Source organism: Nonomuraea sp. NPDC047529, from assembly GCF_040642995.1.
In the GTDB taxonomy this organism is placed as follows: Bacteria; Actinomycetota; Actinomycetes; order Streptosporangiales; family Streptosporangiaceae; genus Nonomuraea.
Genome location: NZ_JBEYTJ010000036.1, coordinates 47,168 through 69,111, shown reverse-complemented (window position 1 = coordinate 69,111; position 21,944 = coordinate 47,168). Strand labels below are relative to the sequence as shown.

The window sequence follows — 21,944 nt, the reverse complement described above, 5'->3', positions numbered from 1 at the left end:
TCAGTCCCTGTTCATTTGCTCGCGTCCCTTCGTTCACCTGCGTCCCAGGGTTGCCAACAGCGGTTCCCATAGGTATTCGTTAAGTGTCAGTTGACAGCGACGGGGCGTGAGCCGAGGATCGGAGCTGCAGGATTAAGTGGCAATTTACGTAGCAGGGACCTTCGGGTCTGGAGGTGGCCTCAGATGAGCATCGAGCCCAGGGCGCGAGTCGCCCCCGAGCGCGTGCCGCCGGTCTGGGAGGCGGACCCGGCGCCGGTGGCGCCGGAGACGGCGGCGCAGCAGAAGGTCGTCCAGCGCATCTGCGCCAGGGTGGCCCCCGAAGGGGTCGAGGTCGGCGTCGGCGAGCTGCCGCCCGGCGGCCTGCAGGTGTGGATCGACGCCCCCGTCCACGTCGACCCGCGCGAGTCATGGGTGCTGCACCACCGCATGGCCCGCGAGGTCAGCCTCGTCGGCTGGCACTGCGAGGCCGACAGCGACCGGCTGCTGGTGCTCGGCTGGAGCGCCGCCTGCCTGCACAACCGCATCCGGCTGCTGCAGAGCGGCCTGAAGCGGCTGGGCGACTTCGAGCACACCGCGCAGCGGGCCGTGCAACTGGAGGGCGAGGACCCGCGGGGCCGCACCGCGGCCGAGGTCGCCGCCGCCACCCGCGCCGCCGTCGAGCGGCGGCTGCGCTGGCCGGCCCGGCTGGCCGAGCTCGACGGGTTCGACCGCAGCTCGGGCCTGGCCCACCTGCAACTCCTCCTGGCCCAGGTGGTCGGGCTGGAGTCGAAGGTGGCCACGGCCTGCGAAGAACACCTGATCATGGCCCGCGCCCTCGCGTGGGCCGTCTGCGAGCACTACTCAGCCCACGGCGACCTGCCCAGGGCACAGCGCGAGGTGCTGGCCGAGACCCGCCGGTGGGTGCACGCCAGCTCGATCATCCGCGGCACGGCCACCGTACGGCCGGCCGGCGTGCCCCGTCCGCACATGGGGCTGACCGAGCGCCGGATCGCCGCGAGCGTCATCAACCACGGCGTGCCGAGGGCGACCCCCACGGCCGTCATCCCCCGCTCCGGCCACCAGGAGGGCACGTGACGACCCAGGTGCCGCTCCACGGCGGGCGGCAGCACGCACAACCCGTACGAACCCTGTAGGAGAGCTCCCGTCATGCGAACCCCACCGCATCTGCCCGCGCTCGTCCGGCACGAGTCATCCGACACCGAACGCACCCGCGCCCGCCGCCACCCCTACGGCCCGCACGAGGTGCCCGTGCAGGCCGCGCCGCGCGGCTCACTCGACTTCCCCGCCCCCACGGCCGTCCCGCCGGCGCCCTTCGAGGCGTTCACCGAGCAGCGGCTGCGTGAGATCAGGGAGATGTCCACCCAGGCCATCGGCTCCATCGACGACCTCCTCCAGCACACCGCCTGACGTGATATCGCATCCCCCGAGGAGAGCCATGCAGGGACTATCGCGAGTGGAACTGCGGCCGCGTGACGTGGGCGCCCACCGACCGCGTTCGCTGGCGGGCACCGAGACCCCGCACACCCTGGACGAGGTACGCGCCCTCGTCCGCCGGGCCATGGTGAGCAAGAGCCGCCTCTACCCGGTCAGCACCGGCAGGAACTGGGGCATGGGCTCCGCGCTGCCGGTCACCGAGGACAACGTCGTCGTCGACCTCAGCCAGATGAACCGCATCCGCGGCCTCGACCTGGAGACCGGCCACGCCGTCATCGAGCCCGGTGTGACCCAGGCCCAGCTCGCCGAGGCGCTGCGGGACACCCCCTGGATGCTCAACGTGACGGCCTCCTGCGCCGACACCTCCGTCATCGGCAACGCCCTCGAACGCGGCGACGGCTGCTTCCGCTCCCGGGTCCACGACATGGCCGGCCTGGAGGTCGTGCTGGCCGACGGCAGCGTGATCACCACCGGCGGGCTCGACCCCACCGGCGTCTACCACGGCCGGGTGGCCGGGCCCGACCTGACGGCCGCGTTCGTCCAGCACAACCTGGGCGTCGTCACCGCCATGGCCGTCGCGCTGGTGCCGCGTCCGGAGACGATCGGGCTCGTGCACGCGCGCATCCGGCGCGACCAGATCGGCGCCGCGATCGGCGCGATGGCCGGGTTCCTGCGCCGCGGCAACCCCGCCGACGGGCTCATGCGGATCCGCGAGCTCGCCCTCGCGCCCGCCCGCGACAACGGCTGGCTGCTGCCGGCGGGTGTGGACATCGGCAAGTTCACCGTCCTCGGGCCGCTGCTCGGCACCGACGCCGCCGTCGAGCTGGCCGAGGAGATGCTGCGCAAGGCGCTCATCGAGGTCGAGGGCGGCGAGACGCTGCGCGTGCTCGACGCCGCCGCGGTCGGCCCCGACGACCCGCTCTACACCAGGGCGCTCACCGCCCAGGGCATCCCGACCTGCCAGGGCGTGCGCAACGCGCTCGGCGTCACGTCGTGCGAGCAGATCGACGCCGGCCGCATGGGCTTCCTCGTGCTGCTGCCGCTGATGCCGCTGCACGCCGCCAGGACCGAGCGCATCATGGACGCCCTCCAGTCCGCGGTCGACACCTACGGCACCGGCCTGATGGTGGAGTGGAACCTGGTCAGCCCGCACATGGCCAACGCCGTCATCCAGATCTTCTTCGACGGCGCCGACCCCGACGCCGCCCACCGCGCCCACCAGCTCCGCAACGAAGCGGGCAACCTGCTGCGCGGCAACGGCTGCGCCATATACCGCTCCGACATCGACCACGCCGCCGCCGACGTCTGGTCCGAGACCAGCACCGCCGGCCTCGGCATGCTCCACCGGCTCAAGACCGCTCTCGACCCGGACGGCCTGATCTCCCCCGGCCGTTACGGCGCCTGACCCCGAACCACCACCACGCCGGTCGCACCACCGGAGTGTGCCGGCCGGCGTGGAACCCGAGGCTTTCCTGCGAGGAGGACCGAGTGCGTGAGACACCAGTGGCCGTCAGAGGAACCGGCGTGACCCGCCGTCACGCCGTCATGCTGCGGCTGGTCGGCGCGGGCGTGATGCTGACCGTGATGGCCGACACCACGGCCACCACCCTGGCCGTCGGCGTGCTGCGTTACACCCCCGCCGGCGCCGGCATGCCGCTCGGCGACCTGGTCTGGCTGACCAGCGCCGCCTTCATCCCGATCGCCGCGCTGCTGGCCACGGCCGGGCGCTGGGCCGACCTGTTCGGCCGCCGCCGGGTGCTGGCGTTCGGGCTGGTGGTGTTCGTGGCCGGCGGGGTGGCCACCGTGGCCGCGTCGTCCTGGTCGTTCGTGCTGGCCGCGCGGGCGGTGCAGGGCGCGGGCGCGGCGGCGATGATCCCCGCCAGCCTGGGGCTGCTGCTCGGCGAACTGCCCGAGTCGCAGCGCCGGGGCGCGATCGCCCTGTGGAGCTCGGCCTCCGGGCTAGGCTGCCTGCTCATGCAGGCCGGCGGCGGCTGGCTGGCCGCCACCGTCGACTGGCGCGCCCTGTTCGTGCCCGACGTCGTCATCGGCATCGCGCTGCTGATCGCCTGCGCCGCTCTGCCGTCCGGCAGGCGCACCACGGCCAAGGGCGTGCCGGACGTGCTCGGCGCGTGGCTGCTGGCCGCCGGGATCGCGGTGATCGTGCTGGCCATCTCCAAGGCCATGGCCTGGGGCCTGGACGTCGTGTGGCTGGCCGTCGCGGCCCTCGCGCTGCTCGGCGGCGCGCTGGCCCAGGCCAGGCACCACCGCCTGCCCGCCATCGACCTGGCGCTGTGGCGGCAGCGCAAGTTCGTCTGGGGCTGGCTGGCCACCTGGTTCTTCGGCGCCCTGTCGTACGGGCTGCTCACCGTGCAGCCGCTGTACCTGCTGCACCTGGGCTACCCGATGCTGGAGGTGGCCATGTGGCTGACGCCCACCTCGGTGGCCGTCGTCGTGACCAGCTACCTGGCCGGCAAGCTGCTCAAGCACATCGGCGCGTACGGCCTCATCTACGCAGGCTCGCTGCTCTGCGGCGGCGCGTGCGTGCTCGTGCTGACCCAGTCAGGGCCGACCGTGTGGGGCCTGATCGCCAGCGTCGTGGTCGGCATGGGCGTCGGCGCGCTGGCGCCGGGCACCTCCGTGGCCACCACCCTGGCCGCCCACCCCAGCCAGTACGCCTCCGCCGTGGGCGCGGCCACCATGGCCCGCATGGTCGGCGGGGCCGTCGGCATCGCCGTGGTGTCCCTCGTCATCGACCACCCGTTCATCCTCACCGGCCCGCTGGCCGGGCTGGCCGGCGCGCTCGCCATGTGCGTGGCCATCTCGGTGTTCATCGGGGCCATCGCCCTCACCAAGATCACCCGGCTGCGGACCGACCCGGGCGACGACATGATCAAGGTGCCGCGCCGGCTGCTGCTGGAGTTGCGCATGACCCTCGCCACCGTCGCGGCGGAGGCCGACGCGCTGCTGCCTGCCGAGACCCGCACGACCCCCAGGGATCACATCCCGAGGCCCCGGGCCGCCGAGAGCTCGGAGACCTACGGAACCACGCACGTCTAGTTCAACCTCAAGAAGGGCTCTCGTCATGGCAACCACATCGTGCGACGTGGCCATCGTCGGCGCCGGGCTCGGCGGCTGCTTCCTCGCACTGCTGCTGCGCCGCCGCGGACAGCGCGTCGTCGTCATCGAGCAGGGACCCTCGATCCCGAGCGCGGGCGCCGACTTCCTCAAGCCCCCCGGCCTGCGGGTGCTGGCCCGCCACGGGCTGGCCGAGCTCGTCGAGCGCCACGGCCTGCGGCGCGACCTCATCCGCTACTACCACGACGGCGAGCCGATCAGGGAGTGCCGCTTCCCCGACGGCGGCTTCCTCATCCGCCCCTACCGCGAGCTGGTCGAGCTCATCTACGCCTGCTGCGCGATGGAGGGCGTCGAGTTCGTCTTCGACGCCGCCATCGAGCACGTCGAGCGCGACGGCGACCGCATCGAGCTGCTGACGCTGTCCGACGGCGGCCGGCTGCGCGCCGACGTGGTCGTGGGCGCCGACGGCACCAAGTCGGCCGTGCGCCGGGCGCTCGACATCGACCAGGTCGCCATGCCGTACGACCGGCTGCTGATGCGGGTGGCCACCGTGCCGCTGAGCGCCAGCGTCGCCCAGCTCAACCGGCTCTACTTCAGCTCCGGCGGCTGGCTGGCCTACCTCTACCCGCTCGACCGGGACCAGGCCCGGGTGTTCGTCGGCCTGCCCCCCGAGCAGGACGACGAGGTCTTCGGCCGGGGCGCCACCAGCCTGCCCGACATGCTGAAGGGCTTCGTCACCGACAGCACCGACGCCTTCGGCTCCCTCCAGGCCGCCGCCTGGCAGCCGATCAAGGTCTCGTCGTTGCGGGTGGGGGCGTACCACCGGGGCAACGCCGCGCTGCTCGGCTCGGCCGCCTTCGCCTGCCACCCCATGACCGGCATGGGCATGAGCTACACCCTGTACGACGCCGAGATCCTGGCCGACGTCATCTCCGCGGCCGACGGCGACCTGCCGCTGCTCGACAAGCTGCTCCAGGCCCGCTACGAGCCGCGCCGCCAGGCGCACCGCCAGCTCATCGACTACGGCGACGCCCTGGCCACCACGTTCCACGACCGGCGGGCGTACCTGCGGGCCTTCCGCGCCGACCTGCACATCTACGGTGACGAGGCCGCCCCGCGCACGACCCCCGCGCTCCAGCCGATCTGACCCCCTCCGGCCTCCGGAGGAGGTCACCGCGCCCCCGCCGGGTCAGAGTCCGGCGGGCGGCGCGGCCGGGCCCCGGTAGGGCAGGGTCTGGCTGTAGACGATGTTGGTCGTGGTGCCGCCGAACCGGGCCAGCTCGTCGATGACCCGTTCGAGGTGCGGCATCGAGCCCGCGGCGACCTTCAGCGTGTAGCAGTCCTCGCCCGTGGTGCGCAGGCACTCAAGGATCTCCGGACGCTCGCCCAGCAGGCGGCGCAGCGGCTCGTGCCGGCTGCCGGGGTACTTCAGGCGCACGACGGCCAGCACGCCGAACCCCACCTTGCCCAGGTCGACCTCGGCCCGGTAGCCGGCGATGACGCCCAGCGCCTCCAGCCGCCTGACCCGCTCGGTCGTCGCCGAGGCGCTGAGATTGACCCGGCGGCCCAGCTCGGTCAGGGGCACCCGGCCCTCGCGCTGGAGCTCCACCAGGATCGCCCAGTCGGTCTCGTCGAGATCCTCGGCCATCCGGCGAATATACCGGCAGATCCCCGGCGAACCCCGCCGTACGCCGTGAGCAGGGCCTTCAGCCGGGCAGAACGGCCTGGATAGCCTCGGTGTCATGAGAATCGGCGTGAACGTACCGAACTTCGGGCCCGGCACCGACCCCGCCACGCTGCGACGATGGGCGCTGACCGCCGAGTCCCTCGGCTACGACCTGCTGATGATCTCCGACCACGTCGCGATCACGCCCGACGTCGCCGAGCAGTACCCGCCCCCCTTCTACGAGCCGTTCACCACGCTCGCCTGGCTGGCCGGGATCACCACGCGGATCAGGCTCGGCACCTCGGTGCTCATCGTGCCGTACCGGCATCCCCTGGTCATGGCCAGGATGGCGGCCAACCTCGACCGGTTCAGCGGCGGGCGGCTGGTGCTCGGCGTCGGCGTCGGCTGGGCGCGGCAGGAGTTCGACGCGCTCGGGGTGCCGTTCGAGCGGCGCGGGCGGCTGACCGACGACCACCTCCAGGCCATGCGCGCCGCCTGGTCGGCCGCCGACGACTACCGCGCCGGGCCGATCCCCTTCTGGGTGGGCGGCAACGGCGAGGCCGGCCTGCGCCGCGCCGTACGGCTCGGCCAGGCGTGGCACCCCCTGCGCAACACCCTGCCCTGGCTGCGGGAGGCCGCCGGGCGGCTGGCGGACACCGCGGACGAGCTGGGACGCCCGGCGCCCGCGTTCGCCCCCCGCATCCTCCTGCGCCTGACCGCCGAGCCGGTCACCGGCCCCCGCCGCCACGCCGGGGAGGGCACCCTCGACCAGGTCCTGGCCGACCTGGACGAGCTGCGGCTGCTCGGCGCCGACACCGTCGTGCTCGACCCGTTCGCCGGGGACCCCGCCGAGACGCTGCACCCCCAGACGGCCTGGCACGCGCTCGCCACCGTCGCCGACCACTGGGACCTCGACCCCCGCGACCCCCGCGACCCGTCCAAGGAGGACGACCATGACACCCGATGACGAGACCTTCCTGCGCCGGGCCATCGAGCTCGCCGCCCGCGCCCGTGCGGGCGGCGAGGCCCCCTTCGGCTCGCTGCTGGTCGGCCCCGGCGGCGACGTGCTGGCCGAGGAGCACAACACGGTCCTCGGCGACCGCGACATCTCCGCCCACCCCGAGCTGAAGCTCGCCCGCTGGGCCGCCCGCGAGCTGGACCCAGGCACCGCGGCGGCCACCACCATGTACACGAGCTGCCAGCCGTGCGGCATGTGCGCGGGCGCCATCGAACGCTCCGGCCTCGGCCGCGTGGTGTACGCCCTGTCGAACGAGCAGCTCGCCGGCCTCAAACCCGGCCCCGGCTGGCCGCACGTGCCCCAGGACGGCCCGGCGCTGTACGCCGAGGCCACCGCCCCGCTGGAGGGCTACTACCGCTGACCGCCCGCCCCGGCGGCGGCCCCCGATGGTAGGGCCTGCACCACCACGAGGAAGGGTGACAGCGGGGGTCCGCCGGAGCGCCGCCGCCGCGATGCTGATGAGTGATCACACCGGCATCGTCAGCATCGGAGAGAACCTTGACCGTGGTGGAAACCCCTCGCGCCGCGTCCCGGGGGAGCGACTTCGCGCACCTGTCGCGCCGCATCGCCCAGGCGGGGCTGATGGAGCGGCGGCCCGCCTACTACGTGATCAGGATCGGCCTGGTGGCCGCCCTGTTCGCCGGAGGGTGGACGCTGTTCGCCACGGTCGGCGACTCCTGGTGGCAGCTCGGCGTCGCGGCGCTGCTGGCCGTCGCCTTCGCCCAGGTCACGCTGCTGGCCCACGACCTGGCGCACGGCCAGGTGTTCCGGTCGCGGCGCCGGAGCAGGATCGCCGGGCTGCTGGTCGGCAACCTGACCGTCGGGCTCAGCTACGGCTGGTGGATGGACAAGCACACCCGCCACCACGCCAACCCCAACCACGAGGACCACGACCCCGACGTCGCGCCCGACATCCTCATCTGGTCGCGGCGGCAGGCCGAGGTCAGCCGCGGGCTGCCCCGTTTCATCGGCCGCTGGCAGGCGTTCCTGTTCTTCCCGCTGCTCACCCTTGAGGGGCTGAACCTGAAGGTGGCCGGCTTCCGCGCGCTGCCCAGGGTGAAGGGCGGCCGTACCGAGGGGCTGCTGCTGGTCGCGCACAACCTGGCCTACCTGGCCGGGGTGTTCGCGGTGCTGCCGCCCGGCAAGGCGCTCGTCTTCCTCGCCGTGCACCAGGCGTGCTACGGCGTCTACCTGGGGTGCACGTTCGCCCCCAACCACAAGGGCATGCCGGTGCTCACCGCCGAGGACTCCCTGGACTTCCTCCGCCGCCAGGTGCTGACCTCCAGGAACGTGCGCGGCGGCCGGCTGATGAACGTCGCGCTCGGCGGGCTCAACTACCAGATCGAGCACCACCTGTTCCCCGGCATGCCGTCGGCCAACCTGCGCCGCGCCCGGCCCGTCGTCCGCGAGTACTGCCGCGAGCTGGGCGTCGAGTACGTCGAGTGCGGGCTCGTCGAGTCGTGGGCCCAGGCCATGCGCCACCTGCACGCCGTCGGAGCGCCGCTGCGCGCCCGTCAGGAGGTGACCACCAGTTCCAGCCCCTCCTGATCCTCCCGGATCTCATGGCCGGCCCCGGCCAGGACCATCCGCAGCGCGAGCAGGACCGCGGTGCGGATGGTCTCGTACTTCACCAGGTGGGCGGCCGTCGTACTGCCTGCCGGACCCCAGACGACCACCACACCCCGGGACGGGTCGAGCCAGACGGTCAGACCGCCGTCGACCGGCATCGGGGACGGCTCGACGCTGAAGCCCGCCTCGGTCAGTTCCTGCCGGACCACGACTTCCAGATCCGGCCCATCGCCTCGGGCGAAGTCCATCAGAGTCCGGTGCCCCCTGCGGCGCGCGCCGAACGCGCCGCTTCGGAAGTGTGGCGGTTGTGTAAGGATGGCGGCTGTGACCGCCGCGTCAGTCTGGCTGCGCCTGTCGCGGGCCGTCGTGTTCGCGACGGTCTGCGGTTTCGTGTCCGCGGCGGGGCACCTGCTGGCCGGGGGCGGGGCCGTCCCGCTGTGGGGCTGCGCGCTGGGGGTGCTGGCCGCCCTCGCCGCCGCCGTCATGGTCGACGGGCGCGAGCGCGGCCCCGCGGCCGTCCTGGCCGCCACCACGGTCACCCAGCTCGTGCTGCACCAGCTCTTCGAACACCTCGCGCCCGCCGCCGGCCCCGCCGCCGGGCACGGCCATCCCGCGCCCGCCATGGCGCTGGTCCACCTCACCGTGGCGGCGCTGACGGCGTGGTGGCTGCACCGCGGCGAGCGCGCGCTGTGGCTCATGATCCGCCTGTACGCCGCGCCGCCTCCGGTCATCGGCCTGCTGCTGCTCGCGCCGGTCGAGGTGACGATCCCGCCGCGGCGTCCCCCGGCGCACGCCGACGTCCCCACTCCGACGGGCAGGATCGCCTGCCGCACGCTCACCCGGCGAGGACCACCCCGGCGGCTCCGCCTCCGCTGAAGTCCCGCGTCCGCTCACGACGCGTTCTCCCGCCTGTCCGTGCCCGGATGGCGCCCCGGCGCCGGTCCGGCCGTCCGCATCGGAGTCTCCATGAAGTCCTCCTGGCCCGTCCGCCTGGCCTCGCTCGCCTGCGCCGCCCTCCTGGCGGTGCTGCCGTCCACCGCGGCGCTCGCCCACGACGCGCTGAAGAGCAGCTCGCCGGCCAAGAACGCCCAGCTCGCCACGCTGGAGCAGATCGAGCTGGAGTTCAACGCCCACGTCCAGTTCCCGTTCGTCGTGCTGCACGACGCGGCGGGCAAGGCCGTCGAGGTCGGCAAGCCCCGGCTCGACGGGCCCAAGGTGTTCGCCGACGTGCTCCGCCCGCCCGCGCCCGGTTCGTACGTGATCGCCTGGCGTGTCGTGTCCTCGGACGGACATCCGATCGAAGGCGAAATCCCGTTCGTCATGAAAGGATCAGTTTCGCAACCGGCAGCGGCGCCCTCGACCGTCGAGGAACCGCCCGCCGCGACGGGCGTCCCCGGCTGGATCTGGGGCGGGCTGGCGGTGCTCGTCGTGCTGGGCGCGTTCCTCCTGATCAGGGGTGCGCGCCGCGGCCCTGACCGGGAGGACGTGGATGCTGGTTGAGCGGGCCGGGCAGCTCGCGCGGCAGTGGGTGCTCGACGAGGGCGTCGGCCTGCCGGGGTTCGAAGGGGCGTTCCTGACCGGGTCCGCGCTGTGGGCGGCCCCGGGCACGGAGCTGGGCCCCACCTCCGACGTGGACGTGATGGTGGTCGCCGACCCGCCGCCGGCGATCGGCAAGTTCCGCTACGAGGGCGTCCTGCTGGAGGTCTCAGGCATCGCCCGCGTCGGCACCACCCACGAGGTGCTGAGCGACTACCACCTGGCCGGCAGCTTCCACCTGCCCAGCGTGCTGGCCGACCCGACCGGGCGGCTGGCCGAGATCCAGCGCCTGGTGGCCCGCGACTTCGCCGAGCGGCCCTGGATCATCGCCCGCTGCACGCAGGCGATGGACCGGGTGCGTGGCTGGATCAACTCCATGGACGAGAACGCGCCCGTCCCCGAGCAGGTGGCTGCCTGGTTGTTCGGCACCGGCGTGACCACGCACGTCCTGCTGGTCGCCGGGCTGCGCAACCCGACCGTGCGCCGCCGGTACGCCGCCGTGCGCGACCTGCTGGCCGGGCACGGCCGCCTCGACTGGCACGAGCACCTGCTCGACCTGCTGGGCTGCGCGCGGATGACCGTCGAGCGGGTGGAGCGGCACCTGGCGGCGCTGGAGAAGGTCTTCGACGCCACTTCCGGGCTGCGGGCGCCCTCCTACCGTTTCACCTCCGACATCACGCCGGAGGCGCGGGCGGTGGCCATCGACGGCAGCCGCGAGCTGGTCGACGCCGGTCTTCACCGGGAGGCGGTCTTCTGGCTGGTCGCCACATACGCCCGCTGCCTGGACAAACGCGCCGCCGCCGGCGCGCCGCCCGGGTACGAGGAGGGCTTCCAGGAGCTGCTGGCCGACCTCGGAGCCGCGACGTTCGCCGACCGGCGCCGCCGCGGCGACCACGTGCTGGCCGCCCTCCCCAGCCTGTGGCAGACGGCCATGGCACTGTGCTGACCGGCCCGAGGGCGCTGTGCCGACGGCGGCCGACCGCCGTGGGCCGGTCCGGGAAGACCGCGCGGGTCAGGTCCGGCGCAGCGAGCGGGTCAGGCCGGCGGCGATCGTCGTGGCCAGCACCCAGCCGGCCATGATGAGCCCCCAGGCCAGCCACTGCGCGCCGCCCTGCGGGTTGTAGGCCTTCTCCTGGCCGAGGTCGATGATCGGCAGCAGCAGGTCGAGGGTGTAGACCAGCGCGTGGAACGGCGGCGCCTCACCCGCCTTCAGCGGCGGCGGCACGTCGAGCCCGAACACGGCCGTGCCTGCGGCCAGCAGCGCGAGCAGCCAGGCCGCCGCGCGCAGGGGGCGGAAGCCGTAGCCGACGGTGACGTCCTGGAGGTGACCCCAGGAGCGGGCGTACCAGGGGAGGGCCGCACGGCGCTGCCGCTGGCCGGCCAGCAGGGTCTCGCGGGCGTCGGCGTCGCCGCCGAGCCGCCGGTACATGGAGGCCAGCTGCTCGTAGGCGCCCGGCAGGTAGCCGTCGGCGTCGGTACGCAGCCAGCGCAGCCGCCGCGCGGCCGGCAGCATGGGGTCGAGCACCTCGTACGACAGCCCGTCCATGCGCGTCGCCCGCGGCCAGCCGCCGGGGTCGTCCCGCAGGACGCCGATCCGCGCGTAGCGTAAGTCCACCAGCCCCTCGACCGGCGCGGCCGGGCGCAGCGCCAGCTCGCGGACCTCCAGCCGCCAGCACTTCAGCGCCACCTCGCCCGGCGCCGCCAGGGTGGCGTCGTCGAGGCACAGGCGGCTGCCGATCTGGGCGCTGGTCAGCCTGATCCGGCCGTGGGCGGAGAAGCCGTCGCAGAGGTTGAGCACCTTGCCCACCGACAGGCCGTTGGCCGACAGGGCGGCCCCACCGGGGTTGACCAGGGTCGCGCCCTCGAAGTGGACCGGGCCGGTGACCGTGGCGTCGAGCAGGCTGAACTCGCCCTCGGCGCGCAGCCCCCGCCAGGCCAGCAGCGAGCCGTTCACGGTGATCCCGTCGGCGCCGACCACCAGCCCGCCGGGGGCGCTCAGCCGCGCGCCCTCCAGGCCGAGGGTGCCGACGATGACCGAGCGGTTGAGGCGCACCTGGCCCTCGGTCGTCAGCCCGGCCAGGAAGAGCCCCGCCTCGGCGTTGAGCCCGGTGGCGCGCAGCGCGAGCCCGCCCGGCCGCCGGATGTGCGAGCCGCGCAGCGTCAGCGGGCCGGACACGCGGGCGAAGCGCACGCTGACCTCGCCGTCGGCCTCGATCTTCCGCGCGAACAGCCCGACCTGGACGATCAGGTTGGACGCCTCCAGGGCCGTGCCGCCCGGCGTGTTCAGGCGGGCCCGGTCCAGCTCGACCGCGCCGCCGATGCGGGCGGAGGACAGGACGAGCGTGCCGTCGCAGGCGAAGCCGTCCTGGGCGCGCAGGTGGCCGGCCACGTCGAGGTGCTCGCCGTTGAACGCCGTGCCCGCCGGATGGCTCAGGTGGGCGCCGTTGAGCACGAGGTTGCCGCTGATCCGGCCGCCGGGCAGCCGTAACTCGCCGGTGACGCGGGTGCCGGCCAGCCGCAGGTTGCCCTCGACCTGGACGTTCGAGGCGGTCAGGCCGGGCAGCAGCGAGCCGCTGAAGCTGAGGAAGCGGGTGCGGGCGTGGTAGAGGTCGGGGGCGGCGTCGAAGGCGCAGCCCTGGAAGGTGACGGGGAAGGCGAGCTCGGCGAACGCCAGCTGGAGCACGCCCGTGATCCGCGCCCCCGCCAGGATCAGCCGTGGCTTGGCGGCGGGCTCGTCGAACCCGCCGAGCAGCAGCCCGGCCAGCACCTCGCCCCGGACCGTACGCCCGGCGTCCCAGGACGTGGCGGCGGCGGGGTCGTCGGCGGCGGGGTCGCCGGCGCGCAGGTCGACCGCGCGGCCGTGCGCGAGCGCGGCGGCCACGGCCCGCTCGGCGTCGTTGAGATCGGCGATCGGCACACCGCCATCATCCCCGACCCCGCTCCCACGGCCGAACCGCCCGCGATCAGGGCCTGGGGTCAGGAGCGGACCTCCAGGCCCAGGGATTCGGCGATGACCGTGGCCTGGAAGGGGTCGATGACCGCCTTCTTGAGGGTGACCGCGTGCGGGTCGAGCGTGCCGAGATCGCTGCCGCGCAGGTCGCACCCGGTGAGGTCGGCGCCGTGCAGCCAGGCCCCCGACAGGTCGGCCCGGCGCAGCTCGGCCCCCGCGAGCCGGGCCCCGGTCAGGTCGGCCTCGCGCAGCCGGACGCCGTGGAAGGTGCTGCCGCGCAGGTCGGCGCCGGGCAGCCCGGTGTAGGACCAGTCGCCGCCGTCGACCTTCAGCAGCCCGAAGGTGCAGCCGTCGAACATGCTGCCGGTCAGCTTGCAGCCCTTGAACGTGGCGTCGAACAGCGAGCACCGGCTGAAGAGGCAGTTGAGGAACCGCGCGTCCTCGTGCGTGGAGACGTTGAGCCGCACGTTCCTGAACGTGCACTCCTCGAACGACGACCCCTGGTCGACCAGCTCGGTCAGGTCGACGCCCTGGAACAGGACCCGGTGGAAGGTCTCACCGGTGATCTCCGTCCTGTCCCAGTCGTCGGCGTGGATCGTCGTCTCGATCGGGGGCGCGGGCACCCCGTGCTTGCGGTCGGCCATGCGAACAAACTAGCGGATCACGCCTTGCTCGCGATGGCCGTGATGAGCGGCTGGACGAGCTTGGCCGCCAGCGGACCGAACGCCGCCAGGATCAGCACGTACGCGGCCGCCAGGGCCCCGAGGTCGGGATGGGCGCCGGCGCCCACCGCCAGGCCCGCGATGACGATGTTGAACTCACCGCGCGGGATGAGCGCGATGCCCGCCCGTGCCTGACCGGCCTTGCCGATGCCCGCCCGTCTGGCCGCGTACGCGCCCGTCAGGAGCTTGGTCACCATGCTGACCAGCGCCAGCAGCGCGGCCAGCCCCGCAACCGGCAGGATCTTCGCCGGGTCGGTCTGGAACCCGAAGAACACGAAGAACACCGCCGCGAACAGGTCCCGCAGCGGCGCGAGCAGCGCCTGCGCGTCGTGCGCGAGCTGCCCCGACAGCGCGATCCCGACCAGGAACGCGCCGACCGCCGCCGACACCTGCAGCTGCTGCGCCAGCCCGGCCACCAGCAACGCCAGCCCGACCACCTTGAGCAGCAGCACCTCGGAGTTGGGGCTCGACACGAACGCCTCGATGAAGCGCCCGAACCGCAGCGCCACGACGAGCACGACGCTCACCGTGCCCAGCGCGATGCCGACCGAGATGGCCCCGCTGACCAGGCTCAGGCCCGCCAGCAACGTGGTGAGGACCGGCAGGTAGACCGCCATGGTCAGGTCCTCGAACACCAGCAGGGACAACACCGTCGGCGTCTCCCTGTTACCGATCCACCCGAGGTCGGACAGCACCTTGGCGGTGATGCCCGAGGAGGTGGCGTACGTGACGCCGGCCATGGCGACGGCCGCGACCGGCCCCCAGCCCAGCAGCAACGCGCAGATCGCGCCGGGGGCGGCGTTGAGCACGAGATCGACGATCCCGGCCCGCGCGTTGCTCGTGAGGCTGGTGACCAGTTCGTCGGCGTTGTACTCCAGACCGAGCGTCAGCAGCAGCAGGACGACGCCCAGTTCCGCGCCGACCGAGATGAACTCCTCGCTGGTGGCCAGCGGCAGCACACCACCCGTGCCGAACGCCAGACCGGCGATCAGATAGAGCGGGATCGGGGAGATGCCGACGCGCAGCGCCAGCGCGCCCAGAACCCCCAGACCCAGAAGAACAGCACCGAATTCCAGAAAGATGACCGCGGTTTCGTGCACCCGCGGTCCTACCCGTCAGCCAGGATGCCGGCGACGTCCGCGGTGCTGTCCGCGCTCCCCACCACGACCACGACGTCGCCCTCGCGGAAGACGAAGTCGGGGCCGGGGCTGGCGAACACCTGGCCGCCGCGTACGACGGCGACGATGGAGGCGCTGGTACGGGTCCTGACCCGCGCCTCGCCCATGGTACGCCCGGCGTAGGGGGAGCCCGACGGGATGGGGAGCTGGACGCTGACCAGGCCCTCGACCTGCTGGTGCAGCTGGTTGAGCCGCTGCACGATCCGGGGGGCGCCGAGGAGCTCGGCCAGGGCGTCGGCCTCCTCGTCGTTCAGCTTGACCGTCTGACAGGCGCGGTCGGGGTCGTCCTTGTCGTAGATCACCAGGTCCCGGCGGCCGGTGCGGTGCGAGACGATGCCTACCCGCTGGCCGGCGCGGGTGGTGAAATCGTGCCGAAGCCCGATGCCCGGCAACGCTGTCTGCTCAACCTCCACCTATCCCACCCATCTAAAAAATGCGCATATTTCTGGACAACACTACCAACGCTCCCGGCCCTCCGACCTCCTCGAACCCCGCCCGCCCCCGCCCGGCGGGGAACGGGCGCGGCGTCGCACCGCCCGTCCGGCCTGGGGGAACGGGCGGCGCGAACGGGAGGCGAACGGGAAGCAGCGGCCGGACGCGGGTGGCAGACTGCTGGGGACGTTGCCGCGGGAGAAGCGAGACGAAGCGATGCCGACCACCGCCTCCATCCGGCTGCTGCTCGTGGAGGACCACGCGATGGTGGCCGAGGCCATCGGCCTGGCGCTCGGCCGGGCGCCGGGCATCGAGGTCGTGGCGCAGGCGGGCACCGTCGCCGCCGCCCTCGCCGAGACCGCCCGCCGCCGGCCCGACGTCGTGGTGCTCGACCGGCGGCTGCCCGACGGCGACGGCGTCGAGGCCATCGGCCGGTTCCGGGCCGCCGCGCCCATGGCCCGGGTGCTGGTGCTGACCGGCGAGGCCACCGCCTCCGTCGCCGCCCGGGTGGTGGAGGCGGGCGGCGCGGGCCTGCTGGTGAAGTCGTCCAGGCTGGAGGAGCTGGAGTCGGCGGTGCGCGAGGTGGCCGCCGGCGGTGTGGTGTTCGCGCCCGGCCTGCTGCCCGGCGTGCTCGACCGGCTGACCGGGCGGGTGCGCAGCCCCGGCGCGGCGCTGACCGCGCGCGAGCGCGAGACGCTGCGGCTGCTGGCCGAAGGGGCGAGCACGATCGAGATCGGCGCGCGGCTCGGCGTGGCCCGCAACACCGCGCGCAACCACGTCCAGCACGTCCTGGAGAAGCTCGGGGCCCGGTCCAAGCTGGAGGCCGTGGCCGTCGCGCGCAGGGAAGGGCTGCTCGACTGACGCAGATGCACCAGTACACGTCCCGCATCCGCACCGGACGCGCTGGTTCCACTGCGTCTCGTGATCGACCCTGTACTGCCCGACAGTTGGAGAATGGGCAGTTTCGCTGCGCCGTACCAGGTGGACACCCGGCTGCCGGAGGAAATGGGCAGCATCACCGCGGCGCGTCAGAGAGCACGCGAGGCGCTGGCCGAGTGCGGCTACCGCGGACGTCGCGAGGACGTCCTGCTCGCCGTCTCCGAGCTGGTGACCAACGCGCTCGTCCACGGCGACGGCCCGCCCGCCTTACGCATCCGCTGCACCTCCTCCCACGTGCGGATCGAGGTGCGCGACTCCGGCGCCGGCCTGCCCGAGCCGCGCGAGCCCGGACCGGACAACGGCTGGGGTCTGCACGTCATCGAGCTGCTGTCCACCGGCTGGGGCTTCTCCCGCGCCGAGGACGGCGACGACGGCGAGGACGGCGGCAAGGTGGTGTGGTGCGAGATGGCGCAGCACGTCGGCGCGCCCGCCCAGGAGCACTCCCGAGCCTGACCGGGTTCCGGTCTTCCGCCGGACCGTGCGAAGCTGCAGTATGCCCGGTCAAGACAGGCAGTCAGACGACATTCAGCTGCTCGTCCGAAGCGTCGTCGACTACTCGATCTGCCTTCTCGACTCCTCCGGCCACGTGACCAGCTGGAACGCCGGCGCCGAACGCATCAAGGGCTACCGGGCCGAGGAGATCATCGGCAGGCACTTCTCCGTGTTCCACCCGCCCGAGGACGTCGCGGCCGGCAGGCCCGAGCAACTGCTGGGCCGTGCGGCGGCCGTCGGCCGGGTGGCCGACGAGGGCTGGCGGATCCGCAAGGACGGCGCCAGATTCTGGGCCCGCGTGGTCATCACCGCCCTCCGCGACGAGCGGGGCCTGCTGCGCGGGTTCGGCAAGGTCACCGGTGACCTGACCGAGCGCCGCCTGGCCGAGCAGGCGGTGCGCGACAGCGAGGAGCGCTTCCGCCTGCTGGTCCAGAACGTCGTCGACTACGCCATCTTCATGCTCGACGACCAGGGCCGGATCGTGAGCTGGAACGCCGGCGCCGAACGCATCAAGGGCTACCGCGCCGAGGAGATCCTCGGCACCCACTTCTCGGTCTTCTACCCGCCCGAGGACGTCGCGGCCGGCAAGCCCGCCATGGAGCTGGAGGTCGCCGTCGCCGACGGCCGGTGGGAGGAGGAGGGCTGGCGCGTCCGCAAGGACGGCACCAGGTTCTGGGCCAGCGTGGTCATCACCGCCCTCTACGACGACCGAGGCGAGCTGCGCGGGTTCGGCAAGGTCACCCGCGACCTGACCGAGCGCCGCAACGTGGCCCGCGCCCTCGACGAGCGCGGCATGCTGCTGGCCCACCTGGTGCGGGCCCAGGAGATGGAACGTCGGCGCATCGCCTACGACGTGCACGACGACACGATCCAGACCATGGTCGCCGTCGGCATGCGCCTGCGCGCGATGGAGGGCGGCCTCGGCCGCGAGCAGGCCGCCGAGCTCCGGGGCGTCGGCGAGGCGGTCGAGGCCGCCGTCGCCCGCCTGCGCGACCTGACCTTCGAGCTGCGCCCGCCGGCCCTCGACCAGGAGGGCCTGGTCGAGGGCCTGGCCGGTTACCTGCGGCAGGTGACGGCCGGCACCGGGCTGACGTTCGAGATCACCCATCGCCTCGACGCCGACCCGCCGCCCGAGGCCGCCGTCACCATCTTCCGGATCTGCCAGGAGGCGATCACGAACGTGCGCAAGCACGCCCGCGCCACCTCGATCCGGCTCTCGCTGGTCTCGCTCGACCGCGGCGTGCACGTACGGGTCGCCGACGACGGCGCCGGGCCGCCGCCGCACGCGGAGGGTCCGCTGCGGCACTTCGGGCTGGTCGAGATGCGCGAGCGGGCCGAGATCGCGGGCGGCTGGTGGAGCCTGAGCGGCCGCCCCGGCTGGGGGACCACGGTCGACTTCTGGGTCCCCGCCGTCCCCCACCGGCCCTGACCGCACGAGGTTCACGAGCGGGGGAGGACCTCCAGGGCCTGGCGGGCGATCTCCCATTCCTCGTCGGTGGGGATGACCAGCACCGCCACCTCCGCGCCCGGCGGTGACACCGCCCGCTCCCCGTCCGGGCCTGCCGCGTTCAGCTCCGGGTCCACGGTGATGCCGAGCCGGTCGAGCCCGGCCAGGGACTCCGCGCGGGTGGCCGCGTCGTGCTCGCCGACCCCGCCGGTGAACACGATCGCGTCCAGGCGGCCGAGCAGCGCGTAGTAGGCGCCGACGTACTTGCGGATGCGCCGGGTGTAGACCTCCAGGGCCAGCCGGGCCTCCTCATCGTCGCGGGCCCGAACCTCGCGCATGTCGAGCGTCCCGGCCAGGGCGCGCAGGCCGCCCTCGTGGCTGAGCGCGCGTTCCACCTCCTCGCCGCCCATGCCGCGCACCCGCGCCAGGTAGCCGGCGATCGCGGGGTCCACGTCGCCGGAACGGGTGCCCATCACCAGCCCCTCCAGCGGGGTCAGCCCCATGGAGGTGTCCACGCTGCGCCCGCCGGACATCGCCGTCGCGCTGGCGCCGTTGCCCAGATGCAGCACGACGAGGTCGAGGCCGTCGAGGTCACGGCCGAGGAAGGCGGCGGCGCGGCGGGAGACGTAGGCGCAGGAGGTGCCGTGGAAGCCGTAGCGGCGCACGCCGAGCTCCCGCCAGTCCCGCGGCACCGCGTACGTGTACGCCTGCGGCGGCAACGTGAGCTGGAACGCCGTGTCGAACACCGCCACCTGCGGCACCCCGGGGAAGGCCGCCCGCGCCACCCGGATCCCGGCCAGGTTCACCGGGTTGTGCAGCGGCGCGAGCGGCGCCAGGTCCTCGATCGCGGCCATCACGTCGTCGTCGACGAGCGCCGGGCCGGTGAAGCGGGTGCCGCCGTGCACGACCCGGTGCCCGACCGCGTCCGGATCCAGCCCGGGCCCGGCCTCCGCGAACGCCTTCAGCATGGCCTCCAGCCCCTCGGCGTGCCCCGGGAAGCGCTCCTCCCGCACGTACGGCGGCCCGCCGCCCGCCTGGTGAGTCAGCCGCCCGCGCTCCTCGCCGATGCGCTCCACCAGCCCGCGCGCCGGACGCCCGCCGGTGCCCAGGTCCACCAGCTCGTACTTGATCGAGGAGGAGCCGGTGTTCAGGACGAGAATTCGGCCGGCCATGTCCACGACCTGATCTCCGCCGGGTCCTCGCCGTGCTCCCTGGTGTACGCGCGGGCCCGCAGCCGCGCGTCGCTCATCCGCTGCCGCAGGTGCGCCGCCTTGGAACCGAGCCCCGGCACCCGGTCGATGACGTCGATGACCAGGTGGTAGCGGTCGATGTCGTTGAGCATGGCCATGTCGAACGGCGTGGTCGTGGTGCCCTCCTCCTTGTAGCCGCGCACGTGCAGGTTGGCGTGGCCGCGCCGGCGGTAGGCGAGCTGGTGGATGAGCGAGGGATAGCCGTGGAAGTTGAAGATGATCGGCCGGTCGGTGGTGAACAGCGTGTCGAACTCGGCGTCCGGCATGCCGTGCGGATGCTCCGACCGCGGTTGCAGCCGCATCAGGTCCACCACGTTCACGACGCGCACCTTCAGCTCGGGCAGGTGCTCGCGCAGCAGCGCCGCCGCGGCCAGCGTCTCCTGCGTCGGCACGTCGCCCGCGCAGCCCAGCACCACGTCCGGCTCGCTGCCCTCGTCGGTGGAGGCCCACGGCAGGATGCCCAGGCCGCGCGTGTTGTGCGCGATCGCCTCCTCCATCGTGAACAGGTCCAGCACCGGCTGCTTGCCCGCCACGATCACGTTGACGTAGTCGCGCGAGCGCAGGCAGTGGTCGGCCACCGACAGCAGGGTGTTGGCGTCCGGCGGCAGGTAGACCCGCACCACCGACGCCTTCTTGTTGACGACCACGTCCAGGAAGCCCGGGTCCTGGTGGCTGAAGCCGTTGTGGTCCTGCCGCCACACGTGCGACGACAGCAGGTACGTCAGCGACGCCACCGGCCGCCGCCACGAGATCTTCTGCGACGACTCCAGCCACTTGGCGTGCTGGTTGAACATGGCGTCCACGATGTGGATGAACGCCTCGTAGCAGTTGAACAGCCCGTGCCGGCCGGTCAGCAGGTAGCCCTCCAGCCAGCCCTGGCACAGGTGCTCGCTCAGCACCTCCATCACCCGGCCGCCGGGGGCCAGGTTCTCGTCCGTGGGCAGCAGCTCGGCCTCCCACGCCCGGTCGGTGACCTCGAACACGTCCTGCAGCCGGTTGGAGGCGGTCTCGTCGGGGCCCATCAGCCGGAAGTTGCGCGGGTTCCCGGCGATCACGTCCCGCAGGAAGGCGCCGAGCACCCGCGTCGGCTCGGTCAGCCGGTCGGCCGGTGACTTGACCTCGACGGCGTGCCTGCGGAAGTCCGGCAGCCGCAGCGGCTGAAGCAGCTCGCCGCCGTTGGCGTGCGGGTTGGCGCTCATCCGCAGCGGCCCCCGCGGCACCGTCGCCAGCACCTCCTCGACCGGCTTCCCGCCGGAGCCGAACAACTCCTCCGGCCGGTACGAGCGCATCCACTCCTCCAGCATGGCCAGGTGCGCCGGGTTCTCCCGGACCGCCGACAGCGGCACCTGGTGGGCCCGCCAGGTGCCCTCGACCGGCTTGCCGTCCACCTCGCGCGGGCCGGTCCAGCCCTTCGGCGTCCGCAGGACGATCATCGGCAGCCGCCGGTCCTGGCCGTCCTTGTACTCGGCGATCTCGTCGAAGACGGTGTCGAGGGTGGCGGCCATCTCCTCGTGCGAGGGGCCGACGAGGTGGGGGCGGTAGCCGTACCCCTCCATGAGCTTGAACAGCTCCTGCTCGGGGATGCGGGCCAGTACGGTGGGGTTGGCGATCTTGTAGCCGTTCAGGTGCAGGATGGGGAGCACGACGCCGTCGTGCCGGGGGTCGAGGAACTTGCCGGAGTGCCAGCTCGCGGCCAGCGGGCCGGTCTCGGCCTCGCCGTCGCCGATGACGCAGGCCACCACCAGGCCGGGGTTGTCGAACGCGGCGCCGTAGGCGTGGGCCAGGGAGTAGCCCAGCTCGCCGCCCTCGTGGATGGAGCCGGGGGTCTCGGGCGCGACGTGGCTGGGGATGCCGCCGGGGAAGGAGAACTGGCGGAACAGCCGCCGCATGCCCTCGACGTCCTGCGAGACGTCCGGATAACGCTCGGTGTAGGTGCCCTCCAGCCAGGCGTGCGCCACGGCGGCCGGTCCGCCGTGCCCGGGCCCGGCGATGTAGATCATGTCCTGGTCGCGCTCGGAGATCACCCGGTTGAGGTGGGCGAAGCAGAAGTTCAGCCCCGGGGTGGTGCCCCAGTGGCCGAGCAGGCGCGGCTTGATGTGCTCGGGACGCAACGGCTCGGCCAGGAGCGGATTGTCCAGCAGGTAGATCTGCCCGACGGACAGGTAGTTGGCCGCCCGCCAGTACGCGTCTATGTGGTCCATGCCCTGCCCATTCCTCTACAGGCGATGCTGAATCC

22 protein-coding genes are annotated in these 21,944 nt (G+C 73.2%); 14 read left to right on the top strand and 8 right to left on the bottom strand.

The genetic code is table 11. The annotated features are described in order from the left end of the window. Nucleotides 1–183 precede the first annotated feature (183 nt). From ABZ815_RS40155 to ABZ815_RS40135, 5 genes are all read left to right on the top strand, one after another. Nucleotides 184–1,074, top strand: coding sequence for a hypothetical protein (locus tag ABZ815_RS40155; protein WP_357706533.1), 891 nt, complete (start codon nucleotides 184–186; stop codon nucleotides 1,072–1,074). A 72-nt stretch (nucleotides 1,075–1,146) separates the two neighbouring features. Next, the gene (locus tag ABZ815_RS40150; RefSeq protein ID WP_357706531.1) at nucleotides 1,147–1,407 is read left to right on the top strand and encodes a hypothetical protein; all 261 of its coding nucleotides are present in this window, start codon (nucleotides 1,147–1,149) and stop codon (nucleotides 1,405–1,407) included. Between the two features lie 28 nt (nucleotides 1,408–1,435). Beyond that, nucleotides 1,436–2,839, top strand: a complete 1,404-nt coding sequence (locus ABZ815_RS40145) for an FAD-binding oxidoreductase (protein WP_357706529.1) — start codon at nucleotides 1,436–1,438, stop codon at nucleotides 2,837–2,839. 83 nt (nucleotides 2,840–2,922) lie between these two features. Then, the gene (locus tag ABZ815_RS40140; RefSeq protein WP_357706528.1) at nucleotides 2,923–4,491 is read left to right on the top strand and encodes an MFS transporter; all 1,569 of its coding nucleotides are present in this window, start codon (nucleotides 2,923–2,925) and stop codon (nucleotides 4,489–4,491) included. Between the two features lie 25 nt (nucleotides 4,492–4,516). Then, nucleotides 4,517–5,656, top strand: coding sequence for an FAD-dependent oxidoreductase (locus ABZ815_RS40135; protein WP_357706525.1), 1,140 nt, complete (start codon nucleotides 4,517–4,519; stop codon nucleotides 5,654–5,656). Between the two features lie 42 nt (nucleotides 5,657–5,698). Here the strand turns inward: ABZ815_RS40135 and ABZ815_RS40130 are convergent, their stop codons facing one another. Continuing rightward, nucleotides 5,699–6,157 (bottom strand): Lrp/AsnC family transcriptional regulator, encoded by a 459-nt coding sequence (locus ABZ815_RS40130; RefSeq protein ID WP_357706523.1) that lies wholly within the window; start codon nucleotides 6,155–6,157, stop codon nucleotides 5,699–5,701. Between the two features lie 94 nt (nucleotides 6,158–6,251). On the opposite strand from ABZ815_RS40130, the gene ABZ815_RS40125 reads away from it, so the two are divergent. The 3 genes from ABZ815_RS40125 (at nucleotide 6,252) to ABZ815_RS40115 (ending at nucleotide 8,741) form a co-directional block, all read left to right on the top strand. Next, nucleotides 6,252–7,142, top strand: coding sequence for an LLM class flavin-dependent oxidoreductase (locus ABZ815_RS40125; RefSeq protein ID WP_357706520.1), 891 nt, complete (start codon nucleotides 6,252–6,254; stop codon nucleotides 7,140–7,142). After that, a complete protein-coding gene (locus ABZ815_RS40120; RefSeq protein ID WP_357706518.1) occupies nucleotides 7,129–7,554 on the top strand; it encodes a nucleoside deaminase in 426 nt (141 codons plus the stop codon). The genes ABZ815_RS40125 and ABZ815_RS40120 overlap by 14 nt, the downstream gene beginning before the upstream one ends. A gap of 221 nt (nucleotides 7,555–7,775) precedes the next feature. Continuing rightward, nucleotides 7,776–8,741, top strand: a complete 966-nt coding sequence (locus ABZ815_RS40115; protein ID WP_357706616.1) for an acyl-CoA desaturase — start codon at nucleotides 7,776–7,778, stop codon at nucleotides 8,739–8,741. Here the strand turns inward: ABZ815_RS40115 and ABZ815_RS40110 are convergent. Continuing rightward, nucleotides 8,708–9,010: a hypothetical protein gene (locus ABZ815_RS40110; RefSeq protein ID WP_357706517.1), complete on the bottom strand. Its 303-nt coding sequence runs from the start codon at nucleotides 9,008–9,010 to the stop codon at nucleotides 8,708–8,710. The genes ABZ815_RS40115 and ABZ815_RS40110 overlap by 34 nt on opposite strands. A 76-nt stretch (nucleotides 9,011–9,086) precedes the next feature. Here ABZ815_RS40110 and ABZ815_RS40105 point away from each other — a divergent pair, with 76 nt between their 5' ends. The 3 genes from ABZ815_RS40105 to ABZ815_RS40095 all read left to right on the top strand — a co-directional run bounded on the left by ABZ815_RS40105 (nucleotide 9,087) and on the right by ABZ815_RS40095 (nucleotide 11,244). Then, nucleotides 9,087–9,638, top strand: a complete 552-nt coding sequence (locus ABZ815_RS40105) for a hypothetical protein (RefSeq protein ID WP_357706516.1) — start codon at nucleotides 9,087–9,089, stop codon at nucleotides 9,636–9,638. Nucleotides 9,639–9,728: 90 nt separating this feature from the next. Then, nucleotides 9,729–10,262 carry a copper resistance CopC family protein gene (locus ABZ815_RS40100; RefSeq protein ID WP_357706514.1) on the top strand — a complete coding sequence of 178 codons (534 nt, stop codon included), beginning with the start codon at nucleotides 9,729–9,731 and terminating at the stop codon, nucleotides 10,260–10,262. Then, nucleotides 10,252–11,244 (top strand): hypothetical protein, encoded by a 993-nt coding sequence (locus tag ABZ815_RS40095; protein ID WP_357706512.1) that lies wholly within the window; start codon nucleotides 10,252–10,254, stop codon nucleotides 11,242–11,244. The genes ABZ815_RS40100 and ABZ815_RS40095 overlap by 11 nt, the downstream gene beginning before the upstream one ends. A 66-nt stretch (nucleotides 11,245–11,310) precedes the next feature. Here the strand turns inward: ABZ815_RS40095 and ABZ815_RS40090 are convergent, their stop codons facing one another. From ABZ815_RS40090 to ABZ815_RS40075, 4 genes are read right to left on the bottom strand one after another with little or no spacing between them, the layout of a single operon-like run. Continuing rightward, the gene (locus ABZ815_RS40090) at nucleotides 11,311–13,215 is read right to left on the bottom strand and encodes a hypothetical protein (protein ID WP_357706510.1); all 1,905 of its coding nucleotides are present in this window, start codon (nucleotides 13,213–13,215) and stop codon (nucleotides 11,311–11,313) included. Between the two features lie 59 nt (nucleotides 13,216–13,274). Beyond that, complete coding sequence (locus ABZ815_RS40085; protein ID WP_357706509.1) at nucleotides 13,275–13,892, bottom strand: pentapeptide repeat-containing protein; 618 nt, start codon at nucleotides 13,890–13,892, stop codon at nucleotides 13,275–13,277. 17 nt (nucleotides 13,893–13,909) lie between these two features. Continuing rightward, nucleotides 13,910–15,070 carry a cation:proton antiporter gene (locus tag ABZ815_RS40080; RefSeq protein WP_357706507.1) on the bottom strand — a complete coding sequence of 387 codons (1,161 nt, stop codon included), beginning with the start codon at nucleotides 15,068–15,070 and terminating at the stop codon, nucleotides 13,910–13,912. An 8-nt stretch (nucleotides 15,071–15,078) separates the two neighbouring features. Continuing rightward, complete coding sequence (locus ABZ815_RS40075; protein WP_352351134.1) at nucleotides 15,079–15,561, bottom strand: cation:proton antiporter regulatory subunit; 483 nt, start codon at nucleotides 15,559–15,561, stop codon at nucleotides 15,079–15,081. Between the two features lie 235 nt (nucleotides 15,562–15,796). Between ABZ815_RS40075 and ABZ815_RS40070 the strand changes: the two genes are divergently transcribed. The 3 genes from ABZ815_RS40070 (at nucleotide 15,797) to ABZ815_RS40060 (ending at nucleotide 18,440) form a co-directional block, all read left to right on the top strand. Beyond that, nucleotides 15,797–16,441, top strand: coding sequence for a response regulator transcription factor (locus ABZ815_RS40070; protein ID WP_357706505.1), 645 nt, complete (start codon nucleotides 15,797–15,799; stop codon nucleotides 16,439–16,441). Between the two features lie 93 nt (nucleotides 16,442–16,534). Beyond that, nucleotides 16,535–16,972, top strand: a complete 438-nt coding sequence (locus tag ABZ815_RS40065) for an ATP-binding protein (protein WP_357706504.1) — start codon at nucleotides 16,535–16,537, stop codon at nucleotides 16,970–16,972. A 40-nt stretch (nucleotides 16,973–17,012) separates the two neighbouring features. Then, nucleotides 17,013–18,440 (top strand): PAS domain S-box protein, encoded by a 1,428-nt coding sequence (locus tag ABZ815_RS40060; protein ID WP_357706502.1) that lies wholly within the window; start codon nucleotides 17,013–17,015, stop codon nucleotides 18,438–18,440. Nucleotides 18,441–18,451: 11 nt separating this feature from the next. Here ABZ815_RS40060 and ABZ815_RS40055 read toward each other — a convergent pair whose 3' ends face one another. Both ABZ815_RS40055 and ABZ815_RS40050 read right to left on the bottom strand, forming a co-directional pair. Continuing rightward, complete coding sequence (locus ABZ815_RS40055; protein ID WP_357706501.1) at nucleotides 18,452–19,630, bottom strand: acetate kinase; 1,179 nt, start codon at nucleotides 19,628–19,630, stop codon at nucleotides 18,452–18,454. Next, nucleotides 19,606–21,909, bottom strand: coding sequence for a phosphoketolase family protein (locus ABZ815_RS40050; protein WP_357706500.1), 2,304 nt, complete (start codon nucleotides 21,907–21,909; stop codon nucleotides 19,606–19,608). The genes ABZ815_RS40055 and ABZ815_RS40050 overlap by 25 nt, the downstream gene beginning before the upstream one ends. Between the last annotated feature and the right edge of the window lie 35 nt (nucleotides 21,910–21,944).

What these genes read in the sequence shown, in the direction of transcription:
- ABZ815_RS40155 (WP_357706533.1), top strand. Translation starts at nt 184, where the DNA reads ATGAGCATCGAGCCCAGGGCGCGAGTCGCCCCCGAGCGCGTGCCGCCG.
- ABZ815_RS40150 (WP_357706531.1), top strand. Translation starts at nt 1,147, where the DNA reads ATGCGAACCCCACCGCATCTGCCCGCGCTCGTCCGGCACGAGTCATCC.
- ABZ815_RS40145 (WP_357706529.1), top strand. Translation starts at nt 1,436, where the DNA reads ATGCAGGGACTATCGCGAGTGGAACTGCGGCCGCGTGACGTGGGCGCC.
- ABZ815_RS40135 (WP_357706525.1), top strand. Translation starts at nt 4,517, where the DNA reads ATGGCAACCACATCGTGCGACGTGGCCATCGTCGGCGCCGGGCTCGGC.
- ABZ815_RS40130 (WP_357706523.1), bottom strand. Translation starts at nt 6,157, where the DNA reads ATGGCCGAGGATCTCGACGAGACCGACTGGGCGATCCTGGTGGAGCTC.
- ABZ815_RS40125 (WP_357706520.1), top strand. Translation starts at nt 6,252, where the DNA reads ATGAGAATCGGCGTGAACGTACCGAACTTCGGGCCCGGCACCGACCCC.
- ABZ815_RS40120 (WP_357706518.1), top strand. Translation starts at nt 7,129, where the DNA reads ATGACACCCGATGACGAGACCTTCCTGCGCCGGGCCATCGAGCTCGCC.
- ABZ815_RS40115 (WP_357706616.1), top strand. Translation starts at nt 7,776, where the DNA reads ATGGAGCGGCGGCCCGCCTACTACGTGATCAGGATCGGCCTGGTGGCC.
- ABZ815_RS40110 (WP_357706517.1), bottom strand. Translation starts at nt 9,010, where the DNA reads ATGGACTTCGCCCGAGGCGATGGGCCGGATCTGGAAGTCGTGGTCCGG.
- ABZ815_RS40100 (WP_357706514.1), top strand. Translation starts at nt 9,729, where the DNA reads ATGAAGTCCTCCTGGCCCGTCCGCCTGGCCTCGCTCGCCTGCGCCGCC.
- ABZ815_RS40095 (WP_357706512.1), top strand. Translation starts at nt 10,252, where the DNA reads ATGCTGGTTGAGCGGGCCGGGCAGCTCGCGCGGCAGTGGGTGCTCGAC.
- ABZ815_RS40085 (WP_357706509.1), bottom strand. Translation starts at nt 13,892, where the DNA reads ATGGCCGACCGCAAGCACGGGGTGCCCGCGCCCCCGATCGAGACGACG.
- ABZ815_RS40070 (WP_357706505.1), top strand. Translation starts at nt 15,797, where the DNA reads ATGCCGACCACCGCCTCCATCCGGCTGCTGCTCGTGGAGGACCACGCG.
- ABZ815_RS40065 (WP_357706504.1), top strand. Translation starts at nt 16,535, where the DNA reads ATGGGCAGTTTCGCTGCGCCGTACCAGGTGGACACCCGGCTGCCGGAG.
- ABZ815_RS40060 (WP_357706502.1), top strand. Translation starts at nt 17,013, where the DNA reads ATGCCCGGTCAAGACAGGCAGTCAGACGACATTCAGCTGCTCGTCCGA.
- ABZ815_RS40055 (WP_357706501.1), bottom strand. Translation starts at nt 19,630, where the DNA reads ATGGCCGGCCGAATTCTCGTCCTGAACACCGGCTCCTCCTCGATCAAG.
- ABZ815_RS40050 (WP_357706500.1), bottom strand. Translation starts at nt 21,909, where the DNA reads ATGGACCACATAGACGCGTACTGGCGGGCGGCCAACTACCTGTCCGTC.